The following is a 15,843-nucleotide window of genomic DNA, read 5'->3' on the forward strand; positions in this document are numbered from 1 at the left end:
GTGAGGAGGGTGCTACTCGGGCTCGCTGCCCGTGTGAGCGCCTCCCGGGACGGGGACGATGAGGGGTGTTCTGGTGAGGGGGTCCGGCATGACAAGCGCGTCGAGGGCGAAGGCGTCGGCGACGACCTCCTTCGTGAGCACCTCGGTGGGGGAGCCGTTCGCGACGATGCGACCGTCGCGCATGACGATGAGCTCGTCGGCGTAGCGGGCCGCGAGGTTCAGCTCGTGCAGGACGACGACGATGGTGGTGCCTTCGCGCCGGTTGAGGCTCACGAGCAGGTCGAGGACCTCGAGCTGGTGGCTGAGGTCGAGGAACGTCGTGGGCTCGTCGAGGAGGAGCACCTTGGGGTTCTGCGCCAGGGACATGGCTATCCAGACGCGCTGCCGCTGCCCGCCGGACAGGTCGCCGACCGGTCGATCTGCGAGCTCCGCGACGCCGGTGCGGCGCATGGCCTCGTCGACGTGCTTCGTGTCGGCGGTTCCCCAGCGGTCGAAGAGTCCGCGGTGCGGGTGGCGGCCTCTCGAGACGAGCTCGGCGACCGTGAGCCCGTCGGGGGCAGTCGGATGCTGGGGGAGCATCCCGACGGTCTGCGCGAACCGGCGCCTGGGGATGCTAGCGGCGTCGGCGTCGTCGAGCTGCACGCTGCCGGCGAGGGGCGAGGTGAGGCGCGCGAGCACGCCGAGGAGGGTGGACTTGCCGCAGGCGTTGGCGCCGATGATCATCGTGATGCGGCCCGGGGTGATGTCGAGGTCGAGTCCTTCGATGACTGTGCGGCCGGGGTAGCCAGCCGAGAGGCCGCGCGTGGAGAGCCGCGGCCCCGCTGGCGCTGCGGCGGTGGTGTCGACCCAGGCTGCGGGTGCTTGGTGGTCGCCGGTCACAGCTGGCGTCCTTTCGTCGAGGCGAGGAGCCAGAGCAGGAACACGGCGCCGACGGCCCCCGTGACGACTCCGACGGGCAGTGAGGTGTCCGGGATCGCGAACTGCGCGACGAGGTCGGCGCCCGTGAGGAGGGCGGCCCCCGTGATCGCGCTCGTCCCGACTCCGATGGAGCCGTGGCCGAGCAGGGACCTGGCGATGGCCGGTGCGCAGAGCGCGATGAACGAGATGGGCCCCGCGAAGGCGCACGTGACGGCGGTGAGCAGCACGGCGGAGACGACCGCGATCATCCGCACCCGGCTGGTGGTGACGCCGAGCCCGGCTGCCGTGGATGCGCCGAGCTGGGTGATCGGCAGCCAGCGCGCGGAGATGAGCACGGCGGGGAGGAGTGCGACGGCGACGACGGCGACGACGAGGAGGTGCCACCACGCGGTGGAGGCGAGGGAGCCCGTGACCCAGAGCAGCGCGGCCTGAGCGAGCTCGACCTGGCTGCGGACCATGAGGTAGTTCATGATGGCGACGGTGAGGAACGAGATGCCGATGCCGGCGAGGATGAGGCGAAAGCCGGCCTCGCCTCGCCTGCCTGCCGCGAGGAGCAGGATGGCGGCGACCGCGAGCCCCCCGGCGAAGGCGGCGACCGCGAGGATCGGCCCGGTGACGCCGAAGATGAGGAGCAGGAACACGGCTGCGACGCTGCTGCCGCCGCTGATGCCGAGGAGGTCGGGGCTCGCGAGCGGGTTCCGGAGCACGCCCTGCAGGAGGGCGCCGGCGACGCCGAGGCAGGCGCCGACCAGGACGCCCATGAGCACGCGCGGGAGCCGCACCTGGAAGAGCACGTAGGACTCGAGGCGGTCGCCGCCCCCGAGCAGGGTGCGCGCGAGCTGCTCGAGGGTGAGCGGGTAGTCGCCGGTCGTGACGCCGAGGAGGACGACGGCGATCAGGGCCACGGTGACGCCGCCGACGACGAACCCGCGGCGCCGTCTGACGCGGGCTCGCACCGCCTCGAGCGGCGACTCGGAGCCGCGGAGGGGCGCTGCCGTGTTCTTCGGGAGGACATCGCGGGCGGTCACAGGGCCACCTGCTTGCGGCGGAGGACCAGCGCGATGAGCACCGGGGCGCCGACGAAGGCGACCACGACACCGGCCTGGACCTCGCCCGGCGGCGCGATGACGCGGCCGACGATGTCGGCGATGAGCAGCACCGCGCCGCCGAGGGGCGCGCCGATGAGGAGGAGCCGCCGGTAGTCGTCGCCGACCATCGCGCGCAGGGCGTGCGGCACGAGGAGCCCGATGAAGACGATGGGCCCGGCGATCGAGGTGGCCCCGCCGCAGAGCAGCACGGTCGCGAGGATGCCGAGCGCGCGCGTGCGCGGCACGTTCTGGCCGAGGCCTGCCGCGGTGTCGGCGCCGAGGGCGATGAGGTCGAGGCCGCGCGCGCTCGCGATGGCGATGATGCCGCCGATGAGCAGGGGGATCGCGACGACGGCGACCGTGTCGAGGCCGCGCGAGGTGAGGCCTCCGACCTGCCAGTAGCGGAAGACGTCGAGCGCCACGATGGAGGTGGTGAGGATGAGGGTCGTCACGGCGGTGAGGCCGGCGGTGACGGCGGCGCCCGTGAGCGCGAGCTTCGCCGGATTGTCGCCGTCCGGGCCGCGCGTGCCGATGACGGCGACGACGACTGCGGCGACGGCAGCCCCAGCGAAGGCGAACCACACGAACCCGGTGGGTGCGGAGATGCTGAAGAACGTGATGGCGACGAGCACGGCGACGGAGGCACCCGCGTTGATGCCGAGGAGCCCCGGGTCGGCGAGGGGGTTGCGCGTGATCCCCTGCATGAGGGTGCCAGCGACGGCGAGCGCCGCACCGGCCAGGACGCCGATGAGGGTGCGGGGGATGCGCTGGTCCCTGACCACGGTGTGGTCGGCCAGGTCAGGGTTCGGCGCGAGCAGGGCATCCACCACCACGGATGGCGCGACGGTGCGGGCCCCCACGAGGAGGCTCACGATCACGGCGACCAGGAGCAGGGCGACCGCCCCGACGGCGACGAGGCGGACGCGGCGCGCGCGTGCGCCCGCGATCATTCCTGGTGCTCGGACTGGCCGAGTCGCCAGTACCCCATGAAGGCGACGCGCTTGCGGTCGACGCCGTTGGTGGTCACCAGGTGGCGGCGGAGGGTCTTGATGGTGGCGGCCTCGCCGGCCATCCACGCGTAGAACTCGCCTTCGCCGTCCTCTGGGCTGTCCCAGAGGAGGTCGACGTCGACGTCGATGTCGGCGATCTGCTGCGGGCGGGGGGCCGCGGCCTGTGCGAGCGCCTCGGGGGAGTCGAGGCACCACTGCTGCAGGGCTTCCGTCAGCCGCACGCCGTGGGCGGCACCGTCGCGGGGCAGCCAGGTGATGCGGAAGCTGGCGGGCACGTCGATGGGGATGATGTCGGCGCTCGTGGGGACCTCGAGGAGCGCATCCACCTCGCACCGGCCGCTGAGCGATTCGAGGATCGAGCCGATCGCGGGAACCGCTGTCTCGTCACCCGCGAGCAGGAGGCGCTTGGCGGTGCCGGGATGCCAGTCTGCGCCGAGGTGTGACTGCTCGCTGCGCTGGTCGGGGCCGACGATGACGAGGTCGTCGCCCGGCTTCGCGTTCTCGGCCCAGGCACCAGCCGGACCCGCGCCGTGGTGCACGACGAAGTCGACGTCGATCTCGCGAGCTTCCGGGTCAACGCGGCGCACCGTGTAGGTGCGCAGGGGGCTGCGGCGTTCCGTGGGGGTCGTCCGCCAGCGCTCGTACCAGAGGCCGGCGTCGAGCACCTCCGCGTCGCGCTGCCCGAAGTCGCTGGTCGTGCCGTCTGCCATGGGGAGGATGAGCTTGATGCGCTGGTCGAGTCCGGTCGTGCCGAAGTACTCGAAGTCGTCGCACGTGAAGGTCACCCGGGTGAATGCGGGAGCAAGGCGCTGCACTGCTCTGACCTCGGCGCAGTACGGCCGGTAGGCGGGGCGGGTCTGAACAGCAGTGGAAGCACTCACCGAGCAAAGATAAGCCTTGCCTTACCCCTGCGTCCAGTTCTGGAGACGATCTTCGGCTCCCACTTGCGTGCTGCTTTCGGTTTTCATACGATGTGTGCAGTTACTGCAACCGCGTTGCAATATATGCAACACATTCCCAACGAAGTGGATGGAACCCCGATGAAGCGACGTCCTTCGAAACTGGCGCCCCTCGCGCTGCTCGCCGCCGCGGCGACCGTGCTCTCCCTCTCCGGCTGCGCGAACCGCGCGGGCGGAACCGCAGGTGGCGAGGAGTTTCCCTCGCAGGCCATCACGTTCTACACGCCGACGCAGGCCGGAGGTGCGACCGACCTCACCGCCCGCACCCTCGCGACGCAGCTCGAGTCCGAGCTGGGCCAGTCGATCGTCGTCGACAACCGACCCGGCGGTGCTGGCTCCGTCGGCATGCAGCACGTCGCCGGCCTCGCGGCTGACGGCTACTCGATCATGGTCTTCCCCGTCGAGGTGAGCATGCTCGGCCACCAGGGGTACGACATCGACCCCGCCAGCTACGACTTCCTCGGCATCGTCAACGAGCAGCCGGGCACGATCGCGGTCCCCGCGAACAGCCCGTACCAGACGCTCGAGGAGCTCGTCGCCGCCGCGGCGGCGAACCCCGGCAGCGTCACGATCTCCAACGCCGGCCCCGGCTCGATCTGGGAGGCCGGGGCGACCGAGCTCGGCAACATCGCCGGTGTCGAGTTCCAGGGCGTGCCCTTCGACGGAGGCGCCCCCGCGGTCACGGCGGCTGTCGGCGGCCAGGTCGACGCCGTCGTCGCCGGCATCGGCGAGACCGCTCCCGCCGACGAGGACGGGCGACTCCGCGTGCTCGCAGTCTTCACCGAGGAACGCGCCCCCGCGCTGCCGGACGTGCCGACGGCGGGCGAGCAGGGCTACGACGTCGTCATCGGCAGCTGGGCCGCCGTCGGCGCTCCGACCGGGCTCGACCCCGCGGTCAAGGAGTCGCTGCAGGCGGCGCTCGAGACCGCGGCCGGCAGCTCCGAGTACGTCGAGCTCATCGAATCGGGCGGCAACATCCCCGTGTTCATCCCCGGCGACGAGGCGACCGACTTCGTGAAGGCCGAGAACGAGCGCTTCGCAGAGCTGTTCGGCGAGTAGAGGCGTGACCGTCATGGATAGATCAGTCGAGGCGAACCCTCTCGACGTGGCGCTCGGCGTCGACGAGGAGACCTCCGAGTCTCGGCCCGTCAGCCGGCGGCGGGACATGCTCATCGCGGCGGGTGTGATCGCCGTCGGCGGAGCATCTATAGCCCTGGCCGTCGCCGTCGTCCCGGCGACGGGCGGCGACCCGTTCGGCCCGCGCTGGTGGCCGACCGTGCTCGGCGGGGCCATCGTGCTCCTCGGGGCGCTGCTCATCGGGGTCGCCATCCGCAAGCCGGATGCGCCGAGCGAGGACGCCCCCACGAAGCGCGGCATCTCGCGGGTGCTCCTCATGCTCGCGGCCATCGCCGCCTACGGTGTCGCCTGGTACTTCCTCCACTTCGTGATCGTCACGCTGCTCCTCGCCGCCGGACTCACGTTCGTGCTCGGCGGCCGCGGCTGGCGTGACCTCGTGCTGTTTCCGGTCATCGTGACGGTTGTGCTCTACGGGGTCTTCGGGCTCCTCCTGGGGGTGCCGCTGTGAACGGCATCACGGAAGGGCTCGGCGCGCTCCTCGACCCCACGATCGCGCTGTGCCTCATCATCGGGGTGCTCCTCGGCACGCTCGTGGGCGCCATTCCCGGCGTCACGGCCACGATGGCCGTCGCGCTCGCGGCCGGCTTCACGCTCACCCTCGAGCCCCTCCAGGGTCTCGCGGTGCTGCTCTCCATCTACATCGCCGCGCAGTTCGGCGACCGGGTGCCGTCGATCCTCATCAACACGCCTGGCACCCCCGCCTCGATCGCGACGACCTTCGACGGGTACCCCCTCGCGAAGCAGGGCAAGGCCGGCATCGCGCTGACGAGCTCCGCGCTCGTCTCTGCCGTCGGCTCCTTCGCCGGGATCCTCATCCTGCTGTTCCTCGCTCAGCCCATCTCGGGCTTCGCGTTGAGCTTCGGGCCGATCGAGATGTTCGCGCTCGTCGTGTTCGGGCTCACCATGATGATCGGCGTCTCCGGCGACCGCGTCATGAAGGGCCTCGCGGCCGGAGCCTTCGGCTTGTGGCTCGGGACGATCGGCAACGACCCCATCTCGGGCGACCAGCGCTTCACGTTCGGCATCCCGGAGCTCTCGAGCGGCGTGCCGTTCATCGCCGCCATCATCGGCCTCTTCGGCATCGCCGAGGTCTTCAATCAGGTCGTCTCCGCCAAGAGGGGGCCCGAGCCGCAGCCGATCACGCAGCTCGGCAAATGGTGGCCGAACAAGGCGGAGCGCAAGCTGCTGCGCAAGCCGACGGCCATCGGCACGGGAATCGGCGCCGTCGTCGGCGTCATCCCCGCGGCTGGCGGCGACATCGCCGGCGTCATCGCGTGGGACCAGGCGCGCCGCGCCTCCAAGACCCCGGAGAAGTTCGGGAAGGGCGCACTCGAGGGAGTCGCGGCCGCCGACAGCTCGAGCACCGCGACGATGGGCGGATCGGTCACGACGACCCTGTCGCTCGGCGTGCCAGGCGACTCGGTCATGGCCGTCATGCTCGGCTCCATGATCGTGTGGGGGCTCCAGCCGGGGCCGAGCCTCTTCGCGAACCGGCCCGATCTCGTCTTCAGCCTCTCGGCGATCATGCTCATCGCGACCGTGCTGGCGCTCGCTTTGGCGCTCGTGCGCATGCGCGGCGTCGTCAAGCTGCTCGCAATGCCGAAGCGCTACCTCTCGGTTGTCATCGTCACGTTCTGCATGGTCGGCACGTTCGCCGTCTCCAACTCGGTGTTCGACGTCGTGCTCATGTTCGCCTTCGGGCTCCTCGGGCTTGCGATGCGACGCTTCGGCTTCCCGCCGGGGCCCCTCGTGCTCGGCCTCATCCTCGGGCCGCTCGCGGAGGGCAACCTCCGGCGTGCGCTCCTCATCGACGGCTACGGAGCGGTCTTCACGAGCCCCATCGCGCTGACCCTCATCATCCTGAGCATCCTCGCCGTTCTCGCCCCGCGCATCCGCGCCCTGCTGAAAGGACGGTCGACGCGTGAGCGCACCGAAGAGCCCATTCTCAAGTAGCGCCGTGCCTGCGAACACCCCGCGCGCCGGTCGCGTGCTGTGCCTGGGCGAGACCATGGCCATGGTCACGCCGACCCACGTCGCCCCGCTCAGGGAAGCCGTGAGCTTCGCCGTCAAGGCCGGGGGCGCGGAGTCGACGGTCGCCATGTACCTCGCCGACTCCGGCGTCCCCTCCAGCTGGGTGAGCTGGCTCGGCGACGACCCACTCGGGTGGCGCCTCCTCGACGAGGTGCGCGCGAGCGGCGTCGACGTCGCAGGCGTCCAGCTCGTGCCGGGGGCGCCGACCGGCGTCTACTTCAAGGACCCTGGCGACGGGGAGACCACCGTCTACTACTACCGGGCCGGTTCGGCCGCGTCGCGAATGGATGCGACCGTGCTCGCCCAGCTCGACTGGGAGGGCGTCGCCGCCCTCCATGTGACGGGCATCACCGCCGGCCTCTCGGCAAGCTGCTCGGCGATGCTCGAAGCCGTCATGCTGGAGGCGCGGCGGCGCGCCATCACCGTGTCGTTCGACGTGAACTATCGGCCCGGGCTCTGGAGCATCGAGGCCGCGGGGCCGCGCCTCGCCACGCTCGCAGCGCTCGCGGACCTCGTGTTCGTGGGCCGTGACGAGGCCGAGACGCTGTGGGGCGAAGGCCACCCGGCGACGCTCCACTCGCGGCTCGGGCTGCACGGCAGCCTCGTCGTGAAGGACGGCAGCGTCGGCGCAACCGAGGTCGCCGTCGTCGACGGCAGCGTGTCCTCGGCGTTCGTGCCAGCGCATCCCGTCGACGTCGTCGAAGCCGTCGGGGCGGGCGATGCCTTCACCGCCGGCTACCTCGGTGCGATGCTTGGCGGCGAGCCCGTCGATGCGTGCTTGAACCGAGGGCACGGGCTCGCCGCCCGAACCCTCGGCAGCACACACGACTTCGTCCCGGCCTGATCGGAGTTCCACCATGTCCCAGAGCATCCACCGCGCAGCAGAGATCCTCGAGTACGTGAGCCTCGCGCCGCGCACCCAGTCGGAGATCGCCGCCAAGCTCGGCGTGCACCGATCGACGGCACTGCGGATGCTGCAGACGCTCACCGAGACCGGGCTCACCCGCCGTCACGCGGACAGCAGGTACGGGGTCGGATACCGGCTGAGCGGTCTCGCCCGGGCGGCCAGCGACCAGTTCGACCTGCGCAACATCGCCCGCCCCGTGCTGCAGGAGCTCGGCAGGGACTGCACGCACACCGTGCACCTCGCCGTCCTCGAGGGTGACCGCATCGTCTACGCCGACAAGATCGAGCAGCCTGGGATGGTCAGGCTCTACTCCCAGATCGGGCAGCCGGTGCTCCTGCACACGGCGGGCGTCAGCAAGGCCATCCTCGCCCAGCAGGACGTTGAGAAGACCGACCGGATGCTCGAGGGCTACGAGTACACGCCGTACACCGACAACACGATCGTCTCGCGCGCCGCCCTCGACGCCGAGCTCGAGCGCACCCGCGAACGCGGCTGGGCCGTCGACGATGCCGAGTACGAGAACTTCATCAACTGCATCGCCATGCCCATCCGCGATTCGAGCGACACGGTCGTCGCGGCCGTGTCCATCACCGCACTCAAGGCGAGTGCCGACCTCGACGCGCTCGCCGAATGGCAGCCGCGACTCGACGACGTCGTCCTCGCCATCTCCCACGACCTCGGCTGGAGACCACATGACTGACACCTTCGACACCATGTTCGCCGGATCGCCCGTCATGGCGATCCTGCGCGGCTACACCCCGGAGCGCAGCGTCGAGCTCGCGAACCTCGCCTGGTCGCTCGGCATCTCGAGCGTCGAGGTGCCCATCCAGAACGATGCGGCGCTCGACGCGCTCCGCGCCGTCGTCCGCGCCGCCGAGCCCGGCGGGCACGCGGTCGGCGCAGGCACCGTCGTCTCGCTCGCCCACGTCGACCAGGCCAAGCAGGCCGGAGCCACGTTCACCGTCGCACCCGGCCTCGACCCCGCCGTCATCGAGGCGGCCCAAGCCGCGGGCCTCGCCCCGCTGCCCGGTGTGGCCAGCGGGACCGACATCCAGCTCGCGAAGGCGCTCGGCCTGACCTGGGTCAAGGCGTTCCCCGCCAGCGTGCTCGGCGCCGACTGGTTCTCGGCCATGCGAGGGCCGTTCCCCGAGATGCGTCTTGTCGCTACGGGCGGCATCAACGCTTCCAATGCGGGGGAGTACCTCTCGGCAGGAGCCGACGTCGTCGCCGTCGGCAGTGCGCTCGAGGACGAAGCGCAGCTGCCCCTCCTCTCCGCGCTCCGCGCATCCGCTCCCGCGCGCTGACGCTGCCGCGCATCCACAACCTCCTCTGACAGAAAGGGCTCCCATGACCGCCCAGCTCACCCCCCGCTACAGCCCAGCAGCCGACCGCTACGAGCGGATGCAGTATCGCCGTGTCGGCCGCAGCGGACTGCAGCTGCCCGCGATCTCGTTCGGCACCTGGCACGGCTTCGGCGACGACACCCCCCTCGCGAAGCAGCGTGAGCTGCTGCGGCACGCATTCGACCTCGGCATCATGCACTTCGACATCGCGAACGGCTACGGCCCGCCCTTCGGCTCGACCGAGGCGAACGTCGGCCGGATCCTGCGCGAGGACTTCGCGGGCCTGCGCGACGAGCTCGTGCTGTCGACGAAGGCCGGATACCCCGTTTTCCCAGGCCCGAACGGCTCGGGCGGCGGCCGCAAGCACCTGCTCGGGAGCCTCGAGAACAGCCTTCGCCTGCTCGGCACCGACTACGTCGACATCTTCTACAGCCACCGGTTCGACCCCGAGACGCCCCTCGAGGAGACGGCGGCCGCGCTCGATGCGATCGTGCGCAGCGGGAAGGCCCGCTACGTCGGCGTCTCCTCCTACTCCGCGGAGCGCACCGAGGAGGTCGCCGGCCTCCTGCGCGAGCTCGGCACGCCGCTGCTCATCTCGCAGCCGTCGTACTCCCTCCTGAACCGCTGGATCGAGGACGGGGAGCCGTCGGTGCTCGAAGCCAACGCGACGGCCGGGGCTGGCGTCATCGCGTTCTCCGGCCTCGCCCAGGGGCTGCTGACGAACAAGTACCTCGGGGGAGTGCCGGAGGGGTCGCGGGCGACGCAGGGCAAGACGCTGCGCGACGGGATGCTCAGCGACGAGAACCTCGAGCGGGTGCGCGCCCTCAACGCGATCGCGGAGCGTCGCGGGCAGACGCTCGCGCAGCTCGCGATCGCCTGGGTGCTGCGCGACGAGCGGATCACGTCCGCCCTCATCGGGGCGTCCCGCACCTCGCAGCTCGACGACCTCGTCAGGTGCCTCGACGCGTCGCCGTTGACCGACGCCGAGCTCGCAGAGATCGACACCTACGCCGTCGACGGCGGCATCAACATCTGGACGGCGTCGTCGGATGCCTGAGGCGCCAGTGCAGGAGCGGGTGCAGGAGCAGCAACGGTCAGGGACACTGGACCCGGCGCGGGACCAGGCCCAGGCGCAGGACCAGGACCAGGCGCAGGCCCAGGCGGGCGACAGCGCGGCCGTCGCCGCCGCCGACGCCCTCGCGGATCTCGCGCGCATCCGCGCCGAAGAGGCCGAGCTCGTCTTCACCAGGTTCTCGCGCGATGATGCATGGCGGCTCGGCTCCCGGATGCGCGAGGCGGCGGCGGCTCGTTCGCTGCCCGTGGTCATCGGCATCGTCGTCGGACAGCAGCGGGTCTTCCACGCCGCACTCGACGGCGCTGTGCCGGACAACGACGCGTGGCTCGAGCGGAAGACACGCGCGGTGCTGCACTTCGAGCAGTCATCGCTCGGCGTCGGTGCGCTGTTCCGCTCGCTGGGACGCGTCTACGAGCAGGAGTCGCGACTCGACCCCGACGAGGTCGCCGCGAACGGCGGCGTGTTCCCCGTTCGCATCGACGGGGTCGGTGTCGTCGGCGCGGTCGGCATCTCGGGGCTGCCGCAGGTCGAGGACCATGCGTTTGTCGTCGAGCAGCTGCGGGAGTTCCTGGCCGAGGCGTAGCGCACGCTCACCTGCCGCACCCGCCGCGCGCATCCGCCGCCACGCCGGGTGCTTGAGGCGGTGGCGGCGCGGTCGATATCCTGATCGGCTGCGACGCCGCAGCTTCATCGCACCAACAGGAAGCACTTCGATGTCGCCCGACACCACCGTTCCCGACTCCGCCGGCCCCGAAGCTGCGGCTGCCCAGGATGCCGCCGCCTCGGATTCCGCCAAGCCGACCCCCGCCGCCCCGGCTGGCTTCAGCGCGGAGCCCCTGCGCATCCCGTCTTCGCTCGACGATGTCGCTGCAGCGGCGTTCCACGAGATGACGGCCCTGCGCAACGCCGTCACGAGGGACACGTACCGCAACGACGACTTCGTGCTGCCGGCGGAGGTGCTCCTGCCGGGGTACGAGCCGAGCGAGTACGAGCGTCGGGACGGGCGCCTCATCCGCGAGCACGGTCGGCTCGTGGGGCGTGTGCTCTTCGACTTCCCGCTCACCGAAGACGTCGAGATGGCGAAGATGATGCTCGAGATCCACCCGCATGCGCGGGGCCGCGGCTTCGGGGCGGCCGCGTACGAGGTCGGGGAGCTGGCGGTGCGAGACGCGGGTCGCTCGGAGATCCGCACCTGGGTGGTGCACCGAGAGATGGCTGGGCCGCGCATCCCGTCGCCGAGCGGTGTCGGGGACATCCCGGCGCTGGATCCGGCCGCGCAGATGCTGCTGCGACGAGGGTTCGAGCTCGGTCAGGTCGAGCGCATGAGCGTGCTCGAGCTGGGCGCCGAGCACGACGACGCCCTGCGCGCGCTGCGCGACGGTGCCAGGGAGGCCGCGGGCGTCGACTATCGCTGCGTGTCGTGGTCGTACCCGACGCCGGACGAGTTCATCGACGGCTACGCGGCGCTGAAGGCGCGCATGAGCACGGACGCCCCGCAGGGTGACCTCGTCGAAGACGAGCAGGAGTGGGACGCGAGGCGCGTTCGCGAGGAGCTCGAGGCGACGGCGATCGCCCGCCGCGATAGCGTGCTCGTGGGGGCCGTCCAGCACGTGCCGACCGGGGAGCTGGTGGCCTTCAGCGAGCTGCAGCGGATGGACGACGGCACGAGGCGAGCCGACCAGGAGGACACGCTCGTGCTGCGCGAGCACCGCGGCAACCGGCTCGGGATGCTCGTGAAGGCGGAGAACCTGCTCGCCTGGAGGGAGCTGCACCCCGACGTCGAGCGGGTCTACACGTACAACGCCGAGGAGAACCGCCCGATGCTGAACGTCAACGAGGCGCTCGGCTTCCGGCCCTTCGTGAGCGAGGGCGCCTGGCGGAAGGTGCTCGTCTGAGTCGAGCCGCGCCCACCTGGTGACCCGCGTCGCCCCGGTAGGCTGGGGGTCTCATGACTGCATCCTCTTCTTCGCTTGTGACCACCGCTACGGGCAGCGATGTCCGTGTCCGCTTCTGCCCTTCGCCGACGGGGACCCCGCACGTCGGGCTCATCCGCACCGCCCTCTTCAACTGGGCCTACGCGAAGCACACGGGGGGCACGTTCGTGTTCCGCATCGAGGACACGGATGCGGAGCGCGACTCCGAGGAGAGCTACCAGCAGATCATCGACGGGCTCGGCTGGCTCGGGCTCGGCTGGGACGAGGGCGTGAACGTCGGCGGACCCCACGAGCCGTACCGGCAGTCGCAGCGCACCGACATCTACCTCGACGTCATCCAGAAGCTCCGCGACGCCGGCCACCTGTACGAGTCGTTCGCGACGGGTGAGGAGATCGAGGCGCGCAACGTGGCCGCCGGTCGCGACCCGAAGATGGGGTACGACAACTACGAACGCGACCTGTCGGCCGACGAGATCGCTCGCCTCAAGGCTGAGGGCCGCGAGCCGGCGCTGCGCCTTCGAGTGCCGGACACCGACCTCTCGTTCGACGACCTCGTGCGCGGCGAGATCACCTTCAAGGCCGGGTCGTTCCCCGACTTCGTGCTCGTGCGACCCAACGGCAAGCCGCTCTACACGCTCGTGAACCCCGTCGACGACGCGCTCATGGGCATCACGCACGTGCTCCGCGGTGAGGACCTGCTCTCGTCGACGCCCCGCCAGATCGCGCTCTACCACGCGCTCATCGACGTGGGAGTCGCCGAATTCATCCCGCGCTTCGGGCACCTGCCGTATGTCATGGGCGAGGGCAACAAGAAGCTCTCGAAGCGCGACCCCGAGTCGAACCTCTTCCACCACCGCGACCGCGGCTTCCTGCCGGAGGGGCTCCTCAACTACCTGTCCCTGCTTGGCTGGTCGATCGCCGCGGACCGCGACGTGTTCACGATGGACGAGATGGTCGTCGCGTTCGACGTCGAGGACGTCAACCCGAACCCCGCGCGCTTCGACCTCACCAAGGCCGAGGCCATCAACGGCGAGCACATGCGCCTCCTCGGCGCGGACGACTTCGCGCACCGCCTCGTCGCTCCGCTGCAGCTCGCCGGCGTGCTCCCGCTCGAGCCGACGGATGCGCAGCTCGCGCTCCTCGGGCGTGCGGCGCCGCATGTCCAGGAGCGCATGCAGCTCCTCGGCGAGGCTCCCGAGATGCTCGGGTTCCTCTTCGTGGATGCCGCTGACCTCGTGGTCGAGGACACGGCCGTCGGCTCGCTCAAGGGCGACGTGACGGGTGTGCTCGACGCCTCCATCGCGGCCCTCGACGCGCTCGAGGCGCCAGAGGCGTGGACGACGGAGAACATCGAGGCCGCCCTCCGTGGAGCCCTCATCGAGGGGCTCGGCCTCAAGCCGCGCGTCGCGTTCGGCCCGATCCGCGTGGCCGTCTCCGGCCGCAAGGTCTCCCCGCCGCTCTTCGAGTCGCTCGAGCTGCTGGGCCGCGAGCAGTCGCTCGCCCGCATGCGCTCGCTCGTCTCGCGCCTCGCCGCGTAACCCTCGCCGCGGCTCGCGTCCGCGTCCGCGTCCGCGTCCGCGATCGGCCCTGCGCAGAGCGCTTCGAGCACCCGCGCTCGTGACGAGTACTCACCCTGGGTGCCGAGCACTCACCCTTGATCTCGGGATGGGGAAGTAACTTCGGGATGGTTTCTTTTCCATCCCGAAGTGATGTTCCCATCCCGAGACTTTGTTGCGGGGAAGACAGCTCGCTCGCGGGGTGGGTGTGGACGCCGGCGACTCGCGCCCGCGACTCACGCCGCCCTCGCACGTCGCGACGGGTGAGGCTAACCTAAGAGGATGCCCGCTGTCCTGAGTTGGTGGGCGCGAGACTCCGGGAGGACCGCATGACCGAGGCGTTGGGTACGCACTATGACGTCGTCGTCATCGGGGGTGGCCCTGCCGGGCTGCAGGCCGCGCTGATCCTCGCACGGCACCGCTACTCGACCCTGGTGCTCGACGGCAATCGGCCCCGCCACTCGGCGACGCTGGAAGCCCACGGGTTCCTGACCCGCGACCACACTCCTCCGAACGAGCTGCGCCGGCTCGGCCGCGAGGACGTGGAGGCCTACGAGGATGCCGAGATCCAGTTCGCCCAGGTCACGCGCGTCCGGGCGCTCACCGAGGAGGAGGTCGTCGGCGCGGAGGTGTCGCAGGGGCCGGCGTTCGAGGGCTCGTTCGGCTTCGTCGCCGGTGGGGTGGCCGGCGCTGGGGGTCAGCCGATGACCGCCGACCCACGCGAGATCGCGTCACGTCCTCGCGACGGCGTGCGGGTCCCGTACCGCTTCGCCGTCCAGGCGAAGGGCGTGCGCGGCACACCCGCGCGAGCGGTGTTCGCGCGCTCTGTCGTCTTCGCGACCGGCCTCACCGAGGTGCTGCCGGCCCTGCCCATGCTGCGCGCGTTCTACGGCACGAGCATCCACAGCTGCGTCGAGTGCGACGGATGGACGCAGCGCGACCGCCGAGTCTCGGTCATCGCGGCACCCGGCGTCACCGACCTGTACGAGCGGGCGGTGCAGCTCACGCGCTTCACCGGAGCGCTCACGGTCTTCGCGGCAGAGGGGCAGCTCGCCGAGCTGCAGGAGCTCGACCTCGTCGAACGCGGCGTGGTCGTCGAGACGCGTGCCGTCGTCGACGTCGAGGGCGGACCGGGTGGCGTGACGGGGGTTGCGCTCGCCGACGGCGACGTCGTGACGGCTGAGGCCGTGTTCGTGCGGCCCGACTACGTCGCGAAGCTCGACTTCGCGAGCGAGCTCGGCATCGAGTTCGACGGCTCCGGCCTCGTGGCGGCGGACGCTCAGGGCCGCACGAGCGTGCCCGGCATCTACGCGACGGGCGAGCTGACCGGCCCGGGTCCGCAGATGCTCATCGTCGCCGCGGGCAACGGGGCACAGACCGGCATGGCGGTCGACCGGGACCTGCTGGGCCTCTGAGTCGAGGGCTCGACGGGCTCGACCCGGCCGTTCGACGCGCTGATTTGTCCAGCCTCCGGGAGTGCGCTATGCTCTCTGAGGCGCTTCGGTGCCAGTGGGGTATGGTGTAATTGGCAACACGGAGGTTTCTGGTACCTTTGTTCTTGGTTCGAGTCCAGGTACCCCAGCAAGTGTGAACACCACAAATGTGAACATGACGAAAAGGCCCCGCTCAGCGGGGCCTTTCGTGTATCTCCTCGGGCGTGCTGGAGCTCTTCGGCCACGCGCAGATCTTCGGCCACGCCAGCCCTTCGGTCACGCGCTGCAGCTCTTTAGCCACGCAGTAGAGCCCAGCCGGCAAGCGCAGACCAGCGCCGCCCAGCCCAGCCCAGCCGCGCCGCGCCGCCCGGACGCTATCCCGAGACGCTGCCGGCCGGCACCAATGCCTCGGCGCCCCTGTCGGCGCTCGCGCCCGCCCCCACTCCCGTATC

15 protein-coding genes and 1 tRNA gene are annotated in these 15,843 nt (G+C 70.8%); 12 read left to right on the forward strand and 4 right to left on the reverse strand.

Annotated features, from left to right (window positions below; all coding sequences use genetic code 11):
* Nucleotides 1-12: 12 nt before the first annotated feature.
* From C5E10_RS14370 to C5E10_RS14385, 4 genes are read right to left on the reverse strand one after another with little or no spacing between them, the layout of a single operon-like run.
* Nucleotides 13-879, reverse strand: coding sequence for an ABC transporter ATP-binding protein (locus tag C5E10_RS14370; protein ID WP_104332223.1), 867 nt, complete (start codon nt 877-879; stop codon nt 13-15).
* The gene (locus tag C5E10_RS14375) at nt 876-1,946 is read right to left on the reverse strand and encodes an iron chelate uptake ABC transporter family permease subunit (protein WP_258067487.1); all 1,071 of its coding nucleotides are present in this window, start codon (nt 1,944-1,946) and stop codon (nt 876-878) included. The genes C5E10_RS14370 and C5E10_RS14375 overlap by 4 nt, the downstream gene beginning before the upstream one ends.
* Entirely contained in the window at nt 1,943-2,956 is a 1,014-nt protein-coding gene (locus C5E10_RS14380; RefSeq protein WP_104306101.1) for an iron ABC transporter permease, read from the reverse strand. The genes C5E10_RS14375 and C5E10_RS14380 overlap by 4 nt, the downstream gene beginning before the upstream one ends.
* A complete protein-coding gene (locus C5E10_RS14385) occupies nt 2,953-3,897 on the reverse strand; it encodes a siderophore-interacting protein (RefSeq protein ID WP_104332224.1) in 945 nt (314 codons plus the stop codon). Before C5E10_RS14385 ends, C5E10_RS14380 begins: the two co-directional genes overlap by 4 nt.
* Nucleotides 3,898-4,056: 159 nt before the next feature.
* On the opposite strand from C5E10_RS14385, the gene C5E10_RS14390 reads away from it, so the two are divergent.
* From C5E10_RS14390 to C5E10_RS14445, 12 genes are all read left to right on the forward strand, one after another.
* The gene (locus C5E10_RS14390) at nt 4,057-5,034 is read left to right on the forward strand and encodes a tripartite tricarboxylate transporter substrate binding protein (RefSeq protein WP_104332225.1); all 978 of its coding nucleotides are present in this window, start codon (nt 4,057-4,059) and stop codon (nt 5,032-5,034) included.
* 13 nt (nt 5,035-5,047) lie between these two features.
* Entirely contained in the window at nt 5,048-5,560 is a 513-nt protein-coding gene (locus C5E10_RS14395; RefSeq protein WP_146080294.1) for a tripartite tricarboxylate transporter TctB family protein, read from the forward strand.
* The gene (locus C5E10_RS14400; protein WP_104298359.1) at nt 5,557-7,065 is read left to right on the forward strand and encodes a tripartite tricarboxylate transporter permease; all 1,509 of its coding nucleotides are present in this window, start codon (nt 5,557-5,559) and stop codon (nt 7,063-7,065) included. The genes C5E10_RS14395 and C5E10_RS14400 overlap by 4 nt, the downstream gene beginning before the upstream one ends.
* 4 nt (nt 7,066-7,069) lie before the next feature.
* Entirely contained in the window at nt 7,070-7,987 is a 918-nt protein-coding gene (locus C5E10_RS14405) for a sugar kinase (protein ID WP_258071157.1), read from the forward strand.
* Between the two features lie 13 nt (nt 7,988-8,000).
* The gene (locus C5E10_RS14410; protein WP_104240469.1) at nt 8,001-8,750 is read left to right on the forward strand and encodes an IclR family transcriptional regulator; all 750 of its coding nucleotides are present in this window, start codon (nt 8,001-8,003) and stop codon (nt 8,748-8,750) included.
* Nucleotides 8,743-9,354 (forward strand): bifunctional 4-hydroxy-2-oxoglutarate aldolase/2-dehydro-3-deoxy-phosphogluconate aldolase, encoded by a 612-nt coding sequence (locus C5E10_RS14415; RefSeq protein WP_104298360.1) that lies wholly within the window; start codon nt 8,743-8,745, stop codon nt 9,352-9,354. The genes C5E10_RS14410 and C5E10_RS14415 overlap by 8 nt, the downstream gene beginning before the upstream one ends.
* 43 nt (nt 9,355-9,397) lie before the next feature.
* The gene (locus tag C5E10_RS14420; protein ID WP_104240471.1) at nt 9,398-10,450 is read left to right on the forward strand and encodes an aldo/keto reductase; all 1,053 of its coding nucleotides are present in this window, start codon (nt 9,398-9,400) and stop codon (nt 10,448-10,450) included.
* A complete protein-coding gene (locus tag C5E10_RS14425; RefSeq protein WP_181062786.1) occupies nt 10,443-11,051 on the forward strand; it encodes a heme-degrading domain-containing protein in 609 nt (202 codons plus the stop codon). Before C5E10_RS14420 ends, C5E10_RS14425 begins: the two co-directional genes overlap by 8 nt.
* 130 nt (nt 11,052-11,181) lie before the next feature.
* Entirely contained in the window at nt 11,182-12,363 is a 1,182-nt protein-coding gene (locus tag C5E10_RS14430) for an N-acetyltransferase (protein WP_104332226.1), read from the forward strand.
* A gap of 53 nt (nt 12,364-12,416) precedes the next feature.
* Nucleotides 12,417-13,940: a glutamate--tRNA ligase gene (gene gltX, locus C5E10_RS14435; RefSeq protein WP_104240474.1), complete on the forward strand. Its 1,524-nt coding sequence runs from the start codon at nt 12,417-12,419 to the stop codon at nt 13,938-13,940.
* 347 nt (nt 13,941-14,287) lie between these two features.
* Entirely contained in the window at nt 14,288-15,373 is a 1,086-nt protein-coding gene (locus tag C5E10_RS14440) for an NAD(P)/FAD-dependent oxidoreductase (protein WP_104332227.1), read from the forward strand.
* 95 nt (nt 15,374-15,468) lie between these two features.
* Nucleotides 15,469-15,540: transfer RNA gene (locus tag C5E10_RS14445), tRNA-Gln, on the forward strand.
* Nucleotides 15,541-15,843 lie beyond the last annotated feature (303 nt).

Source organism: Pseudoclavibacter sp. RFBG4 (genome assembly GCF_002931515.1).
GTDB lineage: Bacteria > Actinomycetota > Actinomycetes > Actinomycetales > Microbacteriaceae > Pseudoclavibacter.

What these genes read in the sequence shown, in the direction of transcription:
- C5E10_RS14410 (WP_104240469.1), top strand. Translation starts at nt 8,001, where the DNA reads ATGTCCCAGAGCATCCACCGCGCAGCAGAGATCCTCGAGTACGTGAGC.
- C5E10_RS14395 (WP_146080294.1), top strand. Translation starts at nt 5,048, where the DNA reads ATGGATAGATCAGTCGAGGCGAACCCTCTCGACGTGGCGCTCGGCGTC.
- C5E10_RS14390 (WP_104332225.1), top strand. Translation starts at nt 4,057, where the DNA reads ATGAAGCGACGTCCTTCGAAACTGGCGCCCCTCGCGCTGCTCGCCGCC.
- C5E10_RS14420 (WP_104240471.1), top strand. Translation starts at nt 9,398, where the DNA reads ATGACCGCCCAGCTCACCCCCCGCTACAGCCCAGCAGCCGACCGCTAC.
- C5E10_RS14380 (WP_104306101.1), bottom strand. Translation starts at nt 2,956, where the DNA reads ATGATCGCGGGCGCACGCGCGCGCCGCGTCCGCCTCGTCGCCGTCGGG.
- C5E10_RS14415 (WP_104298360.1), top strand. Translation starts at nt 8,743, where the DNA reads ATGACTGACACCTTCGACACCATGTTCGCCGGATCGCCCGTCATGGCG.
- C5E10_RS14440 (WP_104332227.1), top strand. Translation starts at nt 14,288, where the DNA reads ATGACCGAGGCGTTGGGTACGCACTATGACGTCGTCGTCATCGGGGGT.
- gltX (WP_104240474.1), top strand. Translation starts at nt 12,417, where the DNA reads ATGACTGCATCCTCTTCTTCGCTTGTGACCACCGCTACGGGCAGCGAT.
- C5E10_RS14430 (WP_104332226.1), top strand. Translation starts at nt 11,182, where the DNA reads ATGTCGCCCGACACCACCGTTCCCGACTCCGCCGGCCCCGAAGCTGCG.
- C5E10_RS14425 (WP_181062786.1), top strand. Translation starts at nt 10,443, where the DNA reads ATGCCTGAGGCGCCAGTGCAGGAGCGGGTGCAGGAGCAGCAACGGTCA.